General features: G+C 40.3%; 19 protein-coding genes. 6 read left to right on the top strand and 13 right to left on the bottom strand.

All coding sequences use genetic code 11. The features are described 5' to 3' along the window. Window positions 1–57 precede the first annotated feature (57 nt). From SOI81_RS02545 to SOI81_RS02555, 3 genes are read left to right on the top strand one after another with little or no spacing between them, the layout of a single operon-like run. Window positions 58–954, top strand: a complete 897-nt coding sequence (locus tag SOI81_RS02545) for an alpha/beta hydrolase (protein ID WP_016143036.1) — start codon at window positions 58–60, stop codon at window positions 952–954. Further along, complete coding sequence (trxC, locus tag SOI81_RS02550; RefSeq protein ID WP_320541188.1) at window positions 955–1,392, top strand: thioredoxin TrxC; 438 nt, start codon at window positions 955–957, stop codon at window positions 1,390–1,392. 1 nt (window position 1,393) lies between these two features. Further along, window positions 1,394–1,816: an acyl-CoA thioesterase gene (locus tag SOI81_RS02555; protein ID WP_320541189.1), complete on the top strand. Its 423-nt coding sequence runs from the start codon at window positions 1,394–1,396 to the stop codon at window positions 1,814–1,816. 39 nt (window positions 1,817–1,855) lie between these two features. On the opposite strand, the gene SOI81_RS02560 is transcribed toward SOI81_RS02555, so the two are convergent. Together SOI81_RS02560 and SOI81_RS02565 are read right to left on the bottom strand one after the other, a co-directional pair. Further along, window positions 1,856–2,350, bottom strand: coding sequence for a DUF4442 domain-containing protein (locus SOI81_RS02560; protein ID WP_016143039.1), 495 nt, complete (start codon window positions 2,348–2,350; stop codon window positions 1,856–1,858). 34 nt (window positions 2,351–2,384) lie between these two features. Beyond that, complete coding sequence (locus SOI81_RS02565; RefSeq protein ID WP_002051423.1) at window positions 2,385–2,873, bottom strand: YajQ family cyclic di-GMP-binding protein; 489 nt, start codon at window positions 2,871–2,873, stop codon at window positions 2,385–2,387. A gap of 91 nt (window positions 2,874–2,964) precedes the next feature. Here SOI81_RS02565 and glpE point away from each other — a divergent pair, with 91 nt between their 5' ends. Continuing rightward, window positions 2,965–3,279 carry a rhodanese-like domain-containing protein gene (glpE, locus tag SOI81_RS02570; protein ID WP_002116171.1) on the top strand — a complete coding sequence of 105 codons (315 nt, stop codon included), beginning with the start codon at window positions 2,965–2,967 and terminating at the stop codon, window positions 3,277–3,279. 37 nt (window positions 3,280–3,316) lie between these two features. Here the strand turns inward: glpE and mnmC are convergent, their stop codons facing one another. The 4 genes from mnmC to ispZ are packed head-to-tail and all read right to left on the bottom strand — an operon-like array spanning window position 3,317 to window position 6,607. Next, window positions 3,317–5,188, bottom strand: coding sequence for an FAD-dependent 5-carboxymethylaminomethyl-2-thiouridine(34) oxidoreductase MnmC (gene mnmC / locus SOI81_RS02575; protein ID WP_320541563.1), 1,872 nt, complete (start codon window positions 5,186–5,188; stop codon window positions 3,317–3,319). 23 nt (window positions 5,189–5,211) lie between these two features. Further along, window positions 5,212–5,652, bottom strand: coding sequence for a hypothetical protein (locus tag SOI81_RS02580; protein ID WP_016143041.1), 441 nt, complete (start codon window positions 5,650–5,652; stop codon window positions 5,212–5,214). Between the two features lie 4 nt (window positions 5,653–5,656). Next, the gene (locus SOI81_RS02585) at window positions 5,657–5,959 is read right to left on the bottom strand and encodes a YciI family protein (RefSeq protein WP_005804733.1); all 303 of its coding nucleotides are present in this window, start codon (window positions 5,957–5,959) and stop codon (window positions 5,657–5,659) included. 33 nt (window positions 5,960–5,992) lie between these two features. Continuing rightward, window positions 5,993–6,607 (bottom strand): septation protein IspZ, encoded by a 615-nt coding sequence (gene ispZ, locus SOI81_RS02590; protein ID WP_224992637.1) that lies wholly within the window; start codon window positions 6,605–6,607, stop codon window positions 5,993–5,995. Between the two features lie 44 nt (window positions 6,608–6,651). Between ispZ and trpH the strand changes: the two genes are divergently transcribed. Then, window positions 6,652–7,503 (top strand): PHP domain-containing protein, encoded by an 852-nt coding sequence (trpH, locus tag SOI81_RS02595; protein ID WP_320541190.1) that lies wholly within the window; start codon window positions 6,652–6,654, stop codon window positions 7,501–7,503. 5 nt (window positions 7,504–7,508) lie between these two features. Here trpH and SOI81_RS02600 read toward each other — a convergent pair whose 3' ends face one another. Both SOI81_RS02600 and radC read right to left on the bottom strand, forming a co-directional pair. Then, a complete protein-coding gene (locus SOI81_RS02600) occupies window positions 7,509–8,420 on the bottom strand; it encodes a bestrophin family protein (RefSeq protein WP_239975470.1) in 912 nt (303 codons plus the stop codon). 61 nt (window positions 8,421–8,481) lie between these two features. After that, window positions 8,482–9,201 (bottom strand): RadC family protein, encoded by a 720-nt coding sequence (gene radC, locus SOI81_RS02605; RefSeq protein ID WP_320541191.1) that lies wholly within the window; start codon window positions 9,199–9,201, stop codon window positions 8,482–8,484. A gap of 99 nt (window positions 9,202–9,300) precedes the next feature. Here radC and coaBC point away from each other — a divergent pair, with 99 nt between their 5' ends. Further along, window positions 9,301–10,554: a bifunctional phosphopantothenoylcysteine decarboxylase/phosphopantothenate--cysteine ligase CoaBC gene (gene coaBC, locus SOI81_RS02610; RefSeq protein ID WP_057105036.1), complete on the top strand. Its 1,254-nt coding sequence runs from the start codon at window positions 9,301–9,303 to the stop codon at window positions 10,552–10,554. Window positions 10,555–10,617: 63 nt separating this feature from the next. On the opposite strand, the gene secF is transcribed toward coaBC, so the two are convergent. The 5 genes from secF to queA form a co-directional block, all read right to left on the bottom strand. Continuing rightward, window positions 10,618–11,583, bottom strand: coding sequence for a protein translocase subunit SecF (secF, locus tag SOI81_RS02615; RefSeq protein ID WP_224992643.1), 966 nt, complete (start codon window positions 11,581–11,583; stop codon window positions 10,618–10,620). 8 nt (window positions 11,584–11,591) lie between these two features. Beyond that, window positions 11,592–13,493, bottom strand: coding sequence for a protein translocase subunit SecD (secD, locus tag SOI81_RS02620; RefSeq protein ID WP_224992644.1), 1,902 nt, complete (start codon window positions 13,491–13,493; stop codon window positions 11,592–11,594). A 51-nt stretch (window positions 13,494–13,544) separates the two neighbouring features. Next, on the bottom strand, window positions 13,545–13,874 hold the full coding sequence (yajC, locus tag SOI81_RS02625) for a preprotein translocase subunit YajC (RefSeq protein WP_002116168.1): 330 nt from the start codon (window positions 13,872–13,874) through the stop codon (window positions 13,545–13,547). Window positions 13,875–13,971: 97 nt separating this feature from the next. Next, window positions 13,972–15,105, bottom strand: a complete 1,134-nt coding sequence (gene tgt, locus SOI81_RS02630) for a tRNA guanosine(34) transglycosylase Tgt (RefSeq protein WP_002116306.1) — start codon at window positions 15,103–15,105, stop codon at window positions 13,972–13,974. Between the two features lie 294 nt (window positions 15,106–15,399). Further along, window positions 15,400–16,437: a tRNA preQ1(34) S-adenosylmethionine ribosyltransferase-isomerase QueA gene (queA, locus tag SOI81_RS02635; RefSeq protein ID WP_320541192.1), complete on the bottom strand. Its 1,038-nt coding sequence runs from the start codon at window positions 16,435–16,437 to the stop codon at window positions 15,400–15,402. Window positions 16,438–16,615: the final 178 nt, after the last annotated feature.

The raw sequence follows: 16,615 nt of genomic DNA on the forward strand, positions 1-16,615 counted from the left end.
GCAATCAGGATGTTTTTTGTAAATTCATTACTTCGACTATAATGCCACGGAGCACATATGCACGCTTATACGGTTGAGCCTTTATATGTTCCATGTGATCAGGAAGTGATCGCAGCTGATTTTTATATTCCAAAAACAAATAAGAAATCTGCAGTAATTATTATGGCGCATGGTTTTGCCGGATTGCGTCAATTCAAACTTATTCAGTATGCCCAGCGATTTGCGCAAGCAGGTTACGCTGTTATTTTGTTTGATTATCGATATTGGGGCGGGAGTACCGGCAAGCCGAGAGAAATGGTCTCGATCAATTCCCAGTTAGAAGATTGGAAAACAGTTATTCAATATGCTTCGAATTGCAAACTTGTAGATAACCGAAGAATTGTACTGTGGGGAACTTCTTTAAGTGGGGGATATGCGCTAAGTTTAGCGTCAGAGTTAAAGAATATTCAGGCAATTTTAGTACAAATTCCTTATGTAGATGGAGCCGAAACGGCCAAGCTTTATCCATTGCAGCGCTATCCTCAAGCATTGAAGTTATCAAGTCAGGATTATATGGGATCAAAAATGGGACTTAATCCCAAAAGATTACCTGTAGTTGATCAACATAATTTATGCTTTATGCCTACGGCAGATAGTTATTATGGCTATCTATCGATTGTGAATCCTGATTACTACTGGAGTGGGGAAGTCCCGGCACGTGTCTTTTTTAATCTGATGCGATACCGTCCAATCCAAGTTGTGCGCCAAATTAATATTCCTGTTTTATTTATTGCTGCTCAAAAAGATTCGCTTATTCCTATTGAGTCAAGCCGTGAAGCTGCGACAAATATTGCGCCTTTCGTGAGTTATCATGAGTGGGATATGAAACATTTTGATATCTATCACGGTTCATGGTTTGAAAAAGCAGTGATAACCCAATTAGAATTTTTACATCAGCATATAGGAGTGATGTAAATGATTATTGTATGTGCATCGTGTGGTGCTAAAAACCGCGTTCCGGAAGATAAACTTCCCGAGCAACCAAGCTGTGGGCAATGTCATCAGCCATTAATACCGCTTGCACCTATTGAACTAAATGAGCAAAATTTTAGTAACTACATCACGAATAGTGATCTACCTATTCTTATAGATTTATGGGCAGAATGGTGCGGACCCTGTAAAATGATGGCTCCACATTTTGCGCAGGTCGCAAAACAAAATCCAGGCGTTATCTTTGCCAAGATTGATACCGAAGAATCTCCTCGCTTAAGCCAAGCGTTTCACGTGAGAAGTATTCCAACCCTTGTCTTAATGAATAAAACGACAGAGGTCGCGCGTATTAGCGGTGCATTACGTGCGCCTGAATTACAGCAGTGGCTCGATCAACAACTTCAAACGAATTTCAGGAGCTAAGGTGTCAGAAGCTTATACCAAACCAGAAGGAATTTTGTCCTTACAAACGATTGCCATGCCAGCAGATACAAACTGGAGTGGTGATGTATTTGGTGGATGGATTGTGTCACAAATGGACTTGGCTGGAGCAATTCACGCAGAACGTTTCAGTCGTGGTCGCTGTGCTACGATTTCCATTAATCAAATGACCTTTTTGGTTCCGGTAAAAGTTGGCTTTGTCCTTAGCTGCTATACCAAAATCTTAAAAGTTGGAAATACTTCTATTCAGATGCAAATTGAAGTTTGGGACAGTCATGATGACTCTCGTGAGCCAATACGTATTACTGAAGGAGTCTTTACTTTTGTAGCAGTAGATGTAAAAGGGAATAAGCGTCAAATACCTGAAGAAGCCAAACAGAAGTTTCTTGCCTCTCAAGAACCATAATAAAAAAGCCCAAATATGAATTTGGGCTTTTTTCTATCTTTATTTCTTACGTTTAGGCAACCATGCCCACAGCATTTGACATTGAATTGGTTCGTTACCTGCATCATCAATTACAGTAACTGGGATCACAAGTTCACCTTTCTCGTTATCTGCAATAAACTTTTGTTGTTCAGCAGATAACGTTGCTGTAGCAGTCAAACCGCCTTCAACCACTTTTAAATAATCTACATGTAACGATTTGATTAATAAAATTCGATTATCAGGAATATGTAAACCGGTTAGAAAGCCTGTAGCAGTTTCTGCTAAAAGAGCCATAGCCGCAGCATGAACTCCTTTAATATGGTTCTGCATATTTTTTTGGTTATCTAAACGGACAATAACGTGGTTTGAGTCTACTTCCAGATAGCGGATATTTGCTGTACCCACCATTGGCACGATACGACCAAACGCCTTGCTCCAAAGCGTACTCCGAATACCTTTTGGGAATTTTGAAGTTGCTTTTACCAGTTTTGATAGACGGTTGGATTGAGACATGGAATTACCTTAGCTTTAAATGGCCGATAAGATATTAATCTTTGAAGTTATTAAATTGTAATGGCACACCGAATTGTTGTTCACGTAAAAAAGTCATGACTTGTTGTAAAGTGTCACGCTTTTTATCAGTCACACGAATTTTGTCGCCTTGAATAGAAGATTGCACCTTAACGCCACTTTCTTTAATGGCTTTATTAATTTTTTTTGCAGTATCAGAGTCAAGACCGTCTTTAAGTTTAATGACTTGTACAAAATTTTTGCCTGAAGCAGCGGCTTTTTGTGGGTCAAGTGCTTGCACATCAATTTTACGTTTATAAAAATGATTTTCCAACATGTTATAAACTTGTTCACACTGGAAATCACTTTCGGTACTGATTTTAATCTCTTTATTTTTTTCATTTAATTCGATAGAAACATCGTGACCACGGAAGTCAAAGCGTGTTGCAATCTCTTTTTGTGTGTTTTGTACAGCATGATTAACTTCAAATAACTCTAATTCAGAGACAATATCGAAAGAAGGCATAGTTTAGACCTTTACAAAGTGAAAGAATATTTGAGATGCTAAGAGGGTTTTCTTCATTTGCCAAGTGTTGTTTACATCAAAGGAGTGCACAATGATCCGTAAACAAGAAATTACAACATTTGAATTCCCAGAAAATGCTGTTATCTGGGATGTCCGTGATACTAATGCTTATGCAGAAGGGCATGTTAAAGGTGCGGTAAATCGCCCAATTAATGATTTGAATGCTGATATTTTAAACCAGGTCTCTGCGGGTCAGCCGATTTATATTTTATGTGGTGGTGGTAGCAAAGCTCCTCGTGCAGCTGAGAAACTAGAAGGATTGGATGCCTCGCGTGAATATGTCGTGCTGATGGGCGGGACACGTGCAGCTCGTGATGCTGGCTTGCCCCTAGAGCAGGGCGCATAAAAAAAAGCACCTTCGGGTGCTTTTTTATTGAAGTAAATTATTGCGGCTTAAAATAAGGCTTTTTAGGTTTGACTTTCTTTTGGAACCGTTGAGGATTCAATTTTTGTAATAGGCGGTCCGGCACTGGACAAGCTTCTCCTAGTATTTGAGCCACTAAGATTTCACTGCATAGCGGGGCAAAAAGGAAACCTTTAGAGCCAAGTCCAGCAAAAGTAGCAATTCGGCTATTCTCAAGCATTTTTCCAACCAGAGGAAAATAATCCAAACTTTGTGCCCGTATCGATGCACGGCCTTGCCATGTCGAAGGTGATGGGAGCTTTTCTGCATATTCAGGGAATATACTGTGGATTAATTCAAAGTTATGCACATGGTCTTCGGTAAGTACATCTTGATCCTCACGATTTGGATAGAAAGACGCACCTAAAATCATTTGCGAGGCATCAAGTTGCATGCAATAGCCGCCATAGCTATAGGCTTTATTTAACGGCAGGGGAGCAAACGTATTATCAACCCAGCTCACTTGTCCACGTATTGGTTTTAACTGTGGATAGCTTTCAAATAAAGCCGCACTTTCTCGCGCACAGCACACGACGACATGATCTACTTCTGCAATAATTTCTTTGTCAGTTTGCAATTGAATTTTATTTTCAGAAGAAACAAGTGCTGTAACATGGGCAATTTTGAGATCGATAGATGGATGTTGCAAAATTTCATCACGTAATTGATGTGGTGAAACGGAACCTGCCTCGTTAAGTAAAATACTTGAATATGCAGTTTCAAGTGAGTTCACAGGGTGGGTAATTACCTGAGCTGGATATTGATTTACCAGATCAAGAAGTTCATCTGCATTTTTCAATGCAATTTGCTGTATTTGCAGTGTACGGAATGCTTTGAAATTTTTATAAAAATTTAAAGCATGTTGCCAACTTAAGGTCATGAGATGTTCATGACTTTGTTCAATTGGACATAGTTTTGGATTAAGTAAGGCTAAAGGATTTCCAGAAGCGCCAGATAATGCTTCTGTTTGCTCATATAAGGTCACTTGATGCCCACGTGCTGCAAATGCCCACGCCGTGGTTAAACCAGCTACACCAGCCCCTACAATCGCAATATGCTGTTGCTCTGTACCAAATGAGGTTTGCGCCAATGATAATAACTCATCATCAATTTCAGGCAGTTTCCAGACCGCTTTAAGCATTTCTCGTTTATGTCCAAAACCACGTGGACGAGAAATATCGATACCGTGTGCTTTTAATCCCCGTTTTAAAATACCAGCGACACTAAAAGAGGCAAATGTAGTGCCATAGTCAGAAAGACGGACAATATTGTTTAAAACGTTTTTTTCCCACATGTCTGGATTACACGAAGGTGCAAAGCCATCTAAAAACCATGCATTCACAGCTTTAGTTTTAGCCATGCTTGGGAAAATCTCTTGCGCATCTCCAAGCCATAAATCGATGCTAAAACGTTCTTTAGGGAAAGTTAAGCGATGACATCCAGCAATAGGCAGGGGATATTGTTCAATTAACTGTTCTGCAAGTGGTTTAAGCTCATCCCAGACATTTAAAGCGCGAATAAGATCAGCTTTACTTAATGGAAACTTTTCAACGCTAATTGCATGTAAATGGCTTTGATTGTCGGGACGGACTTGCTGCCAAAGTTGCCAGAGTGCAAGAATATTTAAACCTGTACCAAAACCGGTTTCTCCTACACTGAAATATTCAAAATCTTTTAAATTGGCTAATCGTTCTGATAAGTCGTTACCATTGAGAAAAACATGTCTTGTTTCCAGTAGGCCATTATCTTTAGAGAAGTAGACATCACCAAATTGTTTGGAAATGGGAATCTCGATACCATCGATGACTTCCCAGTCCAGTTCTGCTGTTTGGATACGATTTGATACGTTCATTGGGTTTAATAGATCGCTTGGAATTACCACTGGCGTCGACGTTTTGTATGAATATAACTAGCAATAAAGAAACCTAGCAATACGCCACCCGCTAAGGTCACAGCACCATATAAAAACATTTGAGCGCTGCGTTCGCTTTGTAAGACTTGAACCTGAACAGAGAGGTTATCATTTTTGAGCTGTAACTCTTGGTTCTGAGCTAGTGCCTCAAGGTTGGCATGTTCTAACTGTTTTAAGCGAGATGCCTGATCTTGAACTAAAGCTTTAATTTTTGCATCTTGCTGTTGCTTGTTCTTTGCAAGTTGCTCTGCTGTCAGTGGTTTAGTGGTTGTCGCAGCTAGTTTAGTGGCCTGAGTTGAAGGCGCACTTGGAGAAGGCGTTGCTGGTGTCGCAGCAGGTTCAACTGCTCCGGCAGTTGAACATATCAAACACAAGCCAAGAAAGCTTTTGATTGCAAGCTGCATGCGGTTACCCTTTTGGAAATGCTTTATTAAACGGTTTTACATCAACATGAGCATAAATGCCTTCTTTAACAAATGGCTCTTCTTTTAACCATTCATCTAATGCTTCGCGACTGTCAAATTCAACAATCATGGTGCTGCCATAGAAACCTGCTTGCGGATCATTAGGATCTTTTGGCATAGCACCCGCTGTAACAAGGCGGCCTTCATCATCGAGTTTTTGTAAACGTTCGATATGCTGAGGACGTACTGCTAAGCGTTTTTCTAAAGTTCCTTCGTTATCGGTACAGCTTAGTACAAAAAAAGGCATGTAATCTTTCTCTATAAACAATCAGGAAGTATTTTAAGCATCTGGTGACTTAAAATGTTTACGTAAAATAATGAACTGAATAATGATAAATGAAAACATCACAATCATGTCACCAAATGCAGTGAATTCACCCCAATATTTTCCACCGTGAAATAAAAATGCGAAGAATACATGCAGACAAGACATCACAACAAACATCGCTGCCCAAGCAAAATTGAGATTTTTCCAACCTTTTTCACTCAAATCTAAAATAGGGTCAAATAAGCGTTGTATGAGTGGCTTACGGTCTTTACCAAACCAAGGTGAAACCAAGAATGCGCCAGCGAAAACTAAATTTAAAATTGCAGCTTTAAGACGAATATAAAAATCGTCACTTAACATGAGCGTGATGCCACCGAAAATGACAGTCATGAACAATACAAACCATTGTTGTTTGTCTAGACGGAATTTTTGGAAAATAAACAGAGCACCATATACCACAAGCATCGAAATAATTAAGCCAGTCGTCGCTACAAGAATATTATTATTATCGACACCGCCAGCAGACCCGATCAGTTTAAGTAAAGGATGTTGTGTGTCGGTTGGATCAACTGTTTTATATAAATAGAAGAAAATAATTAATGGAACAAAGTCCAGAAGTGCTTTCATGTTAGAGTATCTGATCAGGTTTGGTGAATGGCATAGTATAAAAGATGCAAGGCATAGATTTACATACACATAGCAATATTTCTGATGGAACTTTGTCTCCGGAATTACTGGTGCAAGCTGCTATTGATGTGAACTTGCACACTTTGGCTTTAACTGACCACGATACAATGGATGGGTTACAGCGTGCTAAAATTGCTGCGCAAGAACATGATTTAGAAATCATTTCTGGTGCAGAGATTTCAAGCCAGTGGTCACGCCCAACCACTAAAAAGAGTTATGGTGTGCATATTGTTGCTTTAAACATGCAAGACGAAGCCCCAATTTTAGAAGCATTAGAACAACAAAAAAGAGTTAGGGCGCAAAGAGCTAAAGTGATTTGTGAACTGCTAGAAAAATGTATTGGTTTTCAGATTTATGATGATGTTCTTGCCAAAGTAGAACATCAGGCTGACAGAGTAACAAGAACACACATTGCTAAAACATTGGTCGAGAAAAATGTCGTGGCTCGACCTCAACAAGCATTTGACCGTTTCTTAAAGGAAGGAAAGCGTGCTTTTGTAAAGTTTGAAGGCTTAGGATTAAAAGAAACAATTGATGTGATTCATCAAAGTAAAGGGTTTGCCATATTAGCTCACCCGACCCGTTATGATTTATCTGCAACTAACGTTCGCTATTTAATTGAATTGTTTGCAACTTCAGGTGGAGATGCAATTGAGTTACCTCCACCTATGGAACCTCTATCTACTCGCCAAATGATTGACCGCATGATTGAACAATATCAGTTGGCAGTTTCAATTGGCAGTGATTTTCATGGTGAAAATATGCCCTGGATTAAACTCGGAAATACACCTAAACCCAATGATAAGCAGCAAGGGATTTGGGAGCGTTTTCGTTAAACTTTTTACAGTAAGTTGTTATCTTGAGCTTGAATGGGCGGTGGAGTGGGTTTACCGAGCGTCCCTAAAAGTTCAATCTCGATACTACGTACCATAGCATCTAACGGTAAATCATTACTTTGAGTACCAAAAGGCTCTTCAATTTCAGAGCTTAGTGCATCCAGACCTAAAAAAGTGTATGCCAAAATTCCGACGAGTAAAGGAGTTGCTAATCCAAGCAATGAACCTAGACTAAATGGCAACATAAAACAGAAAAAATAGACTGTGCGGTTGAGTAAAACTGAATAAGCAAATGGAATGGGTGTATTGGCAATTCGGTCACAGCCAGTCTGTACAACACTTAAGTCGGCAACATTTTTATTCATTTGTGCATAAATAATGTCTGAAATTTCACCTTCTTTAAGTGCCTGCAACAATTCCCAGTGAATGAGACTGAGCGTGTACTGAGGGGCATTATTTTGTTGGTAGAGTTGAGTTAGTGCTTGCTGACTCATACCACTGGTTCGTATTAATTCAGTTGGGTTCGCTGTCTGACGGCGTAAACGATCACGCAATACATTAGCAAAAACGATCACATGTTGAATAACGCGCTCACGGCGAGCTTGAGTTAAAATACGGCAGTCACGGTCAAAATGGCGTGACGTTGCAATCAAAACGCCCCATAATTTTCGGGCCTCCCACCAACGGTCATAACACGCAGTATTTTTAAATCCTAGAAAAATAGAAAGTACAACACCAATAAGTGTAAAGCCAACCAAAGGGATCTCTGGAAAGCGATAAAGATTGATATATTCTACTCCACCAATGATTGCCGAGATCAGCATCACAACGCCTAGGGAAGGTAAAATTTTGGGTAAAATTGTGCCTCGCCAAGAGAATAAAACTTTGAAAATACTAGGCTGTTCCCGAACAATCATTTTATTTTAAACGTCGCTATTTTTGTTTTGATCTTCTAGGCTTAGTGGTACTTTGTCAATATCATTGAACTGATATTGTTGCTGGGTTGAGCAGTTGTTGTTCAGCAAAGGAAAAGCTCCCTTCTGGTGAGATAATAAAATGGTCAAGCAAACGAATTTCGACAAGCTGACAAGCTTGTTCAAGTTGCTGAGTTAAGGCAATATCTTCGGAAGATGGTTGTGCTGAACCAAATGGATGATTGTGTGCAATAACGAGCTGACAAGCATGTTGCTGTAAGGCATAGCGTAGTGTTTGATTGACTGAAACCGAACAATGCTGAACTGAACCAAAGAATAGCTTTTTAAAATGTATCTTTCTTAGTTCAGGATCTAGACATAAGACCGCAAAGACTTCTTGTTTTTCGCCCTTTAATTCGTAACGCAGATAATCCAAAACTAAGTTAGAAGAATGGAGGCTGAGGTGAGTTGTCTGAAAGTGATGATCGAGATAACGCCGTCCTAGTTCTTTGACTGCCAGTAATTGTGAATATTTCGTTGCTCCAATCCCATTAAATTGAGTTAACTCACTTAATGGCGCATCAAAAACTGCATTAAGGCTACCAAAGTGCTGAATGAGTAAACGTGATAACTCGACTGCTGAATGTTGCCGTGAACCTGAGCGAAGAAAAATCGCCAGTAGCTCTGCATCGGATAGACTTTGTGGACCTTGTTGCAATAACCGTTCTCTTGGCCGTTCTTGTTCAGGCCAATTTTTAATAGAAGTATTCATATTCCCCAGCATAATTCGCTTAAAATTTTATTTTGTTTGCCCAATCAATCTTGGGTCTGCGCGTATTTAATGCTATTGTGAGCGCCACTGCAACAGAAAGGTATCCTGTTCGTGAGCTTTGATCTAAGTGTTATTCCTCATAAAAACATTGTTTTAGCTGTTACTGGCGGAATTGCTGCCTATAAAAGTGCCATCTTAGTCCGCCGTCTCAAAGATTATGGCTTTGACGTGCGTGTGGTGATGACACATGGTGCTCAGGCATTTATTACACCACTAACTTTTCAGGCTCTTTCTGGTAATCCTGTTCATACTGAACTTCTAGACCCTGCGGCTGAAGCTGGTATGGGACATATTGAATTAGCGCGTTGGGCTGATTTGTTACTGGTCGCACCTGCAAGCTGTGACACATTGGCTAAATTTGCGAATGGTTTAGCAGATGACTTACTCAGTACTGTGTTTTTGGCAACAAAATCTCCTGTCTGGGTAGCTCCAGCCATGAACCAGCAAATGTGGGCTGCTAAAGCAACTCAGCGAAATTTACAAACTCTGGTTGAAGATGGCGTACATGTGATCATGCCGGATGCGGGTGAGCAGGCGTGTGGTGATGTCGGTTTAGGCCGTATGCCAGAGCCAGAAGAAATTGCTCGCCAAGTCGCTGGTTATTTCCATCAAGCTCAACGTGCCATCGCTGAAAAATTTGGTTTGTTAGCAGGTAAGCGAGTGGTTATTACTGCTGGACCGACACGTGAAGCGATTGACCCTGTTCGTTATATCTCAAACCATAGTACTGGCAAAATGGGCTTCGCTTTAGCCGCTGCTTGTTATGCTGCTGGTGCGCAAGTGACTCTAATTGCTGGGCCTGTGAGTTTAGATACACCAAATGGTGTTCAACGTGTAAATGTTGCCTCAGCACGACAAATGCTTGATGTCAGTATGGATTCACTAGAAACAGGCTGTGATATTTTTATTGCAACTGCCGCAGTCGCAGACTATCGCGTAGCAGAAGTTGCTGAGCACAAAATTAAGAAAGCAGGGGATGAGCTGAATGTTTCCCTTGTAAAAAATCCAGATATTGTGGCAACAATTGCAGGTCAGGAAAAACGTCCATTTATGGTGGGCTTTGCAGCCGAAACGCAAAATGTTGAAGAATATGCGGCAGGAAAACTAGTGGCTAAAAAACTAGATATGATTGCGTGCAACGATGTATCACGTGCAGATATTGGTTTTGCTTCTGATGAGAATGCGATGACAGTTTTCTTTGCTGAAAGCTACCACATGAAAAAGCGTGAATTAGAGAAAGCCTCTAAACAAGAAATTTCTCAACAATTAGTTGAAGCAATTTCGGATGCTCTACGCCGTAAATAATATATTTTAAATAAAAAAACCGCGAATAAATCGCGGTTTTTTATATGTCTTGGTTTAGACAACTTAAGGAATTTCATCCTCAAATTCAGGTTTAACCTGAACAATGAAGTCTTGACGGTTAAGACCACGCCATAATGCAAATGCAGTACCGATATAAATCGAAGAATAAGTACCGACAAATACACCAACAAACATTGCCACAGAGAACCAGTGTAGACCATCACCACCTAAGAACATCATCGCAAGTACAACAAGTAATAATGTCATCGAGGTATGAATGGTACGACGTAAAGTCTCAGTTAACGCAATATCGACGATTTCACGAGGAGTCGCACCGCGAATCTTACGGAAATTTTCACGAATACGGTCTGACACTACAATGTTATCGTTAAGCGAGAAACCAATAACAGCAAGTACCGCAGCTAAAACTGTAAGGTCAAATGGCCATTGGAATAATGCAAAAGCACCAATGATAATGATGATGTCGTGGAATAAAGACATTACGGCACCCATCGCGAGTTTAAACTCAAAGCGAATGGTCACGTAGATCAACATTAAGATAAGTGCAAGTGCAACCGCACCAGCAGAACGAACATAGAGTTCATTACCAACTTGACCACCTACAGAGTCCACTTTATGAACTTCGGCAGCATTATTCGGTAATTGTACAGCCTTAGTTATTGCGTTATTAAGATCTTCAACCTTAACTTCTTGTACTGGCATACGCACAAGTAAGTCTTTATTACTACCTAAGGTTTGTACTACAGCATCTTTAAAACCAGCTTTATCGAGCGCCTGAATAACTTCTGACTGATTGGCTGGTTGAGCATAGTTAAGCTCAGCTGAAACACCACCTGTAAAGTCCAAACCTAAGTTAAGACCTTTAGTCGCAATAAAGAAAATACTCGCTAAAGTAATAAGGATCGAGAAGATTGCCGCAGGTTTGGCAATCTTCATGAACGGGATGATTTTCGAATCATCCGGACGACCATATTGTTTTGAATCTTGTTGAGTCACTTTAGTCATCATCGATCTCCTTAAATGCTCAACTTTTTCAAGTTACGGCGTTTGCCATAAATGATTTGTACGATTGCACGAGTTACTGTAATTGCAGTAAACATTGAACAAATAATACCGATCATTAATGTTACGGCGAAACCTTTGATTGGGCCTGTACCAATTGCAAACAGGATGAATGCAACGAGGAACGTGGTTAAGTTCGAGTCAAAAATGGTGTTATAGGCTCGATCATAACCGGCCACAATGGCCTGTTTGGGTGAGGCCCCCCAGAGCATTTCTTCTCGAATACGCTCACATATCAATACGTTGGCATCGACCGCCATACCAATGGTAATAACGATACCCGCAATACCCGGTAAGGTGAGAGAAGCTCCAATCCATGACATGACGGTTAAAATCATTGCCAAGTTAAATACAAGCGCAAAGTTCGCGATTAAACCGAATAGACGGAAGAATACTACCATCCAGATTGCAACGAGCAAGAAGCCGATTTGAGTAGATAATACACCTTTATCAATATTTTCTTGACCAAGGCTTGGACCAACTACACGCTCTTCAACAAAGTACATTGGCGCAGCCAAAGCACCAGCACGAAGCATTAATGCAAGTTCAGATGCTTCTTGAGGAGAACTTAAGCCTGTAATACGGAAAGTCGAACCTAAAACAGCCTGAACTGTTGCTGCGTTAATGACTACAGATTCAGTGTATGGCGTACGAACTTCTGTTTGTGCACCAGTTTTTGGATCTGTTACATAGTTAATTTTTTGCTTGTTCTCGATGAACAATACCGCCATGCGTTTACCAACAGCATTACGGGTTGCATCAGACATTAGCTTACCGCCAGCACTGTCGAGCGTAATATTTACCTCGGCACCGCCAGAGTCCTGGCTAAAGCCAGAGCTTGCATTTTGAACACGCTCACCAGTCAAGATTCGGTTACGTTGCAACAAGAGTTGACGGCCGCTATCTAAAGACTCATAAGCAAAAACTTCTGTACCCGGAGGTAAAGGTTGACCATTATATTTACCCGTATATGGATCAATATATTGATCATTTGAGTCAGAAACTAAACGGAATTCGAGGTTCGCAGTACGTCCTAAAACACGTTTAGCTTCAGCAGTATCTTGTACACCCGGTAATTCAACAACAATACGGTTGCTACCCTGACTTTGTACCAATGCTTCTGCAACACCAAGTTCGTTAATACGATTACGTAATGTTGTTAAGTTCTGATTTACCGCATATGACTGAATTTCTTGGCGACGTACATCAGTATAAGTAAGCTTTAAAGTAGAACCTGTAGAGCTTGCTAATGCCTGTTGGGTATATTCATTCCCATTACGACGTAAAAAATCCATTGCTGCATCACGGTCAGCATTGTCAGCAAATTGAACAGTGATCACATTATTCGTTAATGCAAGACTGTTAAATTTGATCTTGTTTTCACGGAACTGACGACGCAAATCGGTGGCAGAGGTTTCCATACGTTGGGCAACGGCTTTGTCCATATCTACTTCAAGCAAGAAGTGGACACCACCACGTAAGTCCAAACCAAGTTTCATTGGTTTTGCCCCAATCTTTTGCAGCCATTCCGGTGTGGTTGGTGCAAGGTTTAGGGCGACAACATATTCATCACCTAAGTCACGACGTAATACTTCTTTTGCCTTTAACTGTGCTTCAGATGAACTGACACGCAATAGGGCAGCATTATTTGTAAAAGTATTGTCATGACTTGCAATATTAGCTGTTTTTAAAATTTGCTCTGCTTTTTTCACCACACTTTGATCAATTTGGGTACCAGCTTTGGCACCGGAAATTTGAACAGCGGGCTCATCCGGATATAGACTTGGCAGTGCGTATAATGTACTGATTACCAGAACAACCAGAATCAGTAAATATTTCCATGCAGGGTAACGCATTCGCTTTCTTCTTAAATGAAAAAGCCGTGCTAAAGCACGACTGTTTTATGATTAAAGGTTATTTAGAGTGCCTTCAGGTAATACTGAAATTACGCTGGCACGCTGAATTTTTACTTCTACACCACGGCTAAGTTCAACAACTGCATAGTCACCTTCAATTTTGGTTACTTTGCCCATTAAACCACCAGCGAAAACAACTTCACTACCTACACCTAAGCTCTCGATTAAAGAACGGTGTTCTTTAGCACGTTTTGCTTGAGGGCGCCAAATTAAGAAATAAAAGATTGCAACGAATACGACAATCATCAAGATGTTTGGCAAAATACCATTAGTTGGGCCAGCTGCCGGTGCTGCATGAGCAGCAGAAATTAAAAAGCTCATTTTGATTTCCTAAAGTTAAAAATATGAGTCAGATAACTGACATAATCCTAATTCGTTTTGCAATTTACCTTGTCTTGAGGTTGAGCGCAAATCTGGCTTATTCATCAACAGGACATGGTGGAACTTCTAAACCACGACGGGCATAAAAGTCCTGAACAAATTCATCAAATGTGCCATTGTCTAATGCATCACGCATACCTTCAGTCAAACGTTGGTAATAACGTAAGTTGTGAATAGTACCGAGCATAGACGCTAACATTTCTCCACATTTTTCAAGATGGAATAGATAAGCACGGGTAAAGTTCTTACAAGTGTAGCAATCGCAATGTGGATCGAGCGGACTTTGGTCATGACGATATTTACTATTACGAATACGTACCAGACCATCCGTGACAAAATAATGACCGTTTCGAGCATTACGAGTCGGCATTACACAGTCAAACATATCGACACCACGGCGCACCGCTTCAACGATATCTTCTGGTTTACCAACGCCCATCAAATAACGCGGTTTATCATGTGGCATTTTATTCGGCAGATAATCTAAAACTTTGATCATCTCTTCTTTAGGTTCACCTACAGATAAACCACCAATGGCATAACCATCAAAACCGATTTCTAAAAGGCCATTTAAAGACTCATCGCGTAAGTCTTCATACATGCCGCCTTGAATAATGCCAAATAACGCATTGTGATTTTTGAGCTCATCATGGTGATGGGTTTTACAACGTTTTGCCCAGCGTAAAGAAAGCTGCAATGATTTTTGTGCTTCTTCATGGGTTGCAGGGTAAGGTGTACACTCATCAAAAATCATCACGATGTCAGAGTTCAAAACCTGCTGAATTTCCATAGAAATTTCAGGTGATAAAAATACTTTTGAACCATCAATCGGTGAGCGGAAAGTAACGCCTTCCTCTTTGATTTTGCGCATTGCGCCAAGACTAAAAACCTGGAAACCGCCAGAGTCAGTTAAAATTGGCTTATTCCATTTAATAAAGTCATGCAAACCACCGTGCTCTTTAATTACTTCGAGACCCGGTCGCAAATATAAATGGAAGGTATTTCCTAAAATAATTTGTGCCTGAATGTCTTCGATGTCACGAGGTAACATACCTTTGACTGTGCCGTAAGTCCCCACTGGCATAAAAACAGGTGTTTCAACAACACCATGTTCTAAAGTTAAACGACCACGACGGGCGCGCCCCGACTGACCTAATTTTTCAAACTTCATCTAAAAATCCTGAACACGAGCAGAGGCGAAGAAACAGTTCGCTGCTAAAAAGAGGGCTATTTTCCTTGATTCTGCGACGTAGTTCTACTACTAAATGTAGCCGTTATATAAAAAGGTGGGAGAAACTAAGGATAGATTTTATGGCATAGATATTTTAAAGAAGGAAATATCTAAAATTTAGGCTGGTAAAAATTATAATCGGCTTGGTAAAGCTAATCGATATTGCTAAATATTTACGTTCTTTCATAGAGAATGTGTATAGATGATTAACAATATCGATCAGAATTTTAATTTTTAAACTTCAAGTTTATCAATCAGCATTGCATCGCCATAGCTAAAGAAACGATAGCGGTCTTTAACTGCATGTTTATAGGCAGCCAAAATGTTGTCTCGATTTGATAGTGCTGATACCAACATAAGCAGGGTAGATTCTGGTAAATGAAAGTTGGTAATTAAACGGTCTACGATGCAGAACTCATAACCTGGATAGATAAAGATTTGCGTGTCGCCAGTCCAAGCTGCAATTTTACCGCCATGCGCTTGAGCTGCACTTTCTAAAGCACGTGTCGCGGTTGTACCCACAGCAATCACTTTATTGCCGCGTGCTTTAGTCGCCAAAATTAAATCAATAGTTTCTTGAGGTACATCACACCATTCACTGTGCATGACATGATTGGTAATGTCATCAGTACGAACAGGCATGAAGGTGCCAGCACCGACGTGTAAAGTCACAAAAGATTTTTGAACATTTTTTTGCTCTAACTTTGCTAATAACTCTTCATCAAAGTGCAGGCTTGCAGTAGGAGCGGCAACACTGGCAATTTTTTCAGGATTATGGAAAACCGTTTGATAGCGTTCCGTATCAATTTCCTCTGCTTCACGATTGAAGTAAGGCGGAATAGGTAACTGACCATATTGCTCAAGTACAGGCAAGATCGGCTGTGAAAACTCAACCACAAATAAGTTTTCATGACGACCACGTACAATCACAGGAATATTATCTGCACCGACAAAAAGCTCGGCACCTGCTTTAGGCGAGTTGCTTGATTTAATATGACAATACGCTGTGGTGTGGTTCAGGATGCGCTCAACCAGAATCTCAATCGCACCACCTGTAGAGCGTTTTCCTTTAAGTCGAGCTTTCATGACCTTGGTGTCATTAAGCACTAACAAATCACCTTCTTCGAACAGATCGATAATGTCTGTGAACATGTGATCGTGATATTGACTTTTTGAGTCTAAGTGCAACAACCGTGAAGCACTACGTGATTCAAGAGGATAACGGGCAATAAGTTCATCAGGTAATTCAAAGGAAAAGTCAGACAGTTGCATATTTGAGAAAAAACACCGCAAAAATTGCGCCTAGTATAAACTTTTTCACTTTTGTATGGCTGTGCTTCTAGCCGAAATCATGAAAAATGTTTAAATGATCTAAAAGTGAACAATAATATTCACTTAGGATTTGACAAGTTTTACAAACGCGCTAATATACGCAACACAAACATACTTC

The organism is Acinetobacter pittii (assembly GCF_034067285.1).
GTDB lineage: Bacteria > Pseudomonadota > Gammaproteobacteria > Pseudomonadales > Moraxellaceae > Acinetobacter > Acinetobacter pittii_E.

Bases quoted from the DNA above. Each gene is read 5' to 3' on its own strand.
- mnmC (WP_320541563.1), bottom strand. From the start codon at position 5,188: ATGAACGTATCAAATCGTATCCAAACAGCAGAACTGGACTGGGAAGTC.
- secD (WP_224992644.1), bottom strand. From the start codon at position 13,493: ATGCGTTACCCTGCATGGAAATATTTACTGATTCTGGTTGTTCTGGTA.
- SOI81_RS02565 (WP_002051423.1), bottom strand. From the start codon at position 2,873: ATGCCTTCTTTCGATATTGTCTCTGAATTAGAGTTATTTGAAGTTAAT.
- SOI81_RS02585 (WP_005804733.1), bottom strand. From the start codon at position 5,959: ATGCCTTTTTTTGTACTAAGCTGTACCGATAACGAAGGAACTTTAGAA.
- SOI81_RS02580 (WP_016143041.1), bottom strand. From the start codon at position 5,652: ATGCAGCTTGCAATCAAAAGCTTTCTTGGCTTGTGTTTGATATGTTCA.
- yajC (WP_002116168.1), bottom strand. From the start codon at position 13,874: ATGAGCTTTTTAATTTCTGCTGCTCATGCAGCACCGGCAGCTGGCCCA.
- tgt (WP_002116306.1), bottom strand. From the start codon at position 15,105: ATGAAGTTTGAAAAATTAGGTCAGTCGGGGCGCGCCCGTCGTGGTCGT.
- secF (WP_224992643.1), bottom strand. From the start codon at position 11,583: ATGATGACTAAAGTGACTCAACAAGATTCAAAACAATATGGTCGTCCG.
- queA (WP_320541192.1), bottom strand. From the start codon at position 16,437: ATGCAACTGTCTGACTTTTCCTTTGAATTACCTGATGAACTTATTGCC.
- ispZ (WP_224992637.1), bottom strand. From the start codon at position 6,607: ATGAAAGCACTTCTGGACTTTGTTCCATTAATTATTTTCTTCTATTTA.
- radC (WP_320541191.1), bottom strand. From the start codon at position 9,201: ATGCTGGGGAATATGAATACTTCTATTAAAAATTGGCCTGAACAAGAA.
- trxC (WP_320541188.1), top strand. From the start codon at position 955: ATGATTATTGTATGTGCATCGTGTGGTGCTAAAAACCGCGTTCCGGAA.
- SOI81_RS02600 (WP_239975470.1), bottom strand. From the start codon at position 8,420: ATGATTGTTCGGGAACAGCCTAGTATTTTCAAAGTTTTATTCTCTTGG.
- glpE (WP_002116171.1), top strand. From the start codon at position 2,965: ATGATCCGTAAACAAGAAATTACAACATTTGAATTCCCAGAAAATGCT.
- trpH (WP_320541190.1), top strand. From the start codon at position 6,652: ATGCAAGGCATAGATTTACATACACATAGCAATATTTCTGATGGAACT.
- SOI81_RS02560 (WP_016143039.1), bottom strand. From the start codon at position 2,350: ATGTCTCAATCCAACCGTCTATCAAAACTGGTAAAAGCAACTTCAAAA.
- SOI81_RS02545 (WP_016143036.1), top strand. From the start codon at position 58: ATGCACGCTTATACGGTTGAGCCTTTATATGTTCCATGTGATCAGGAA.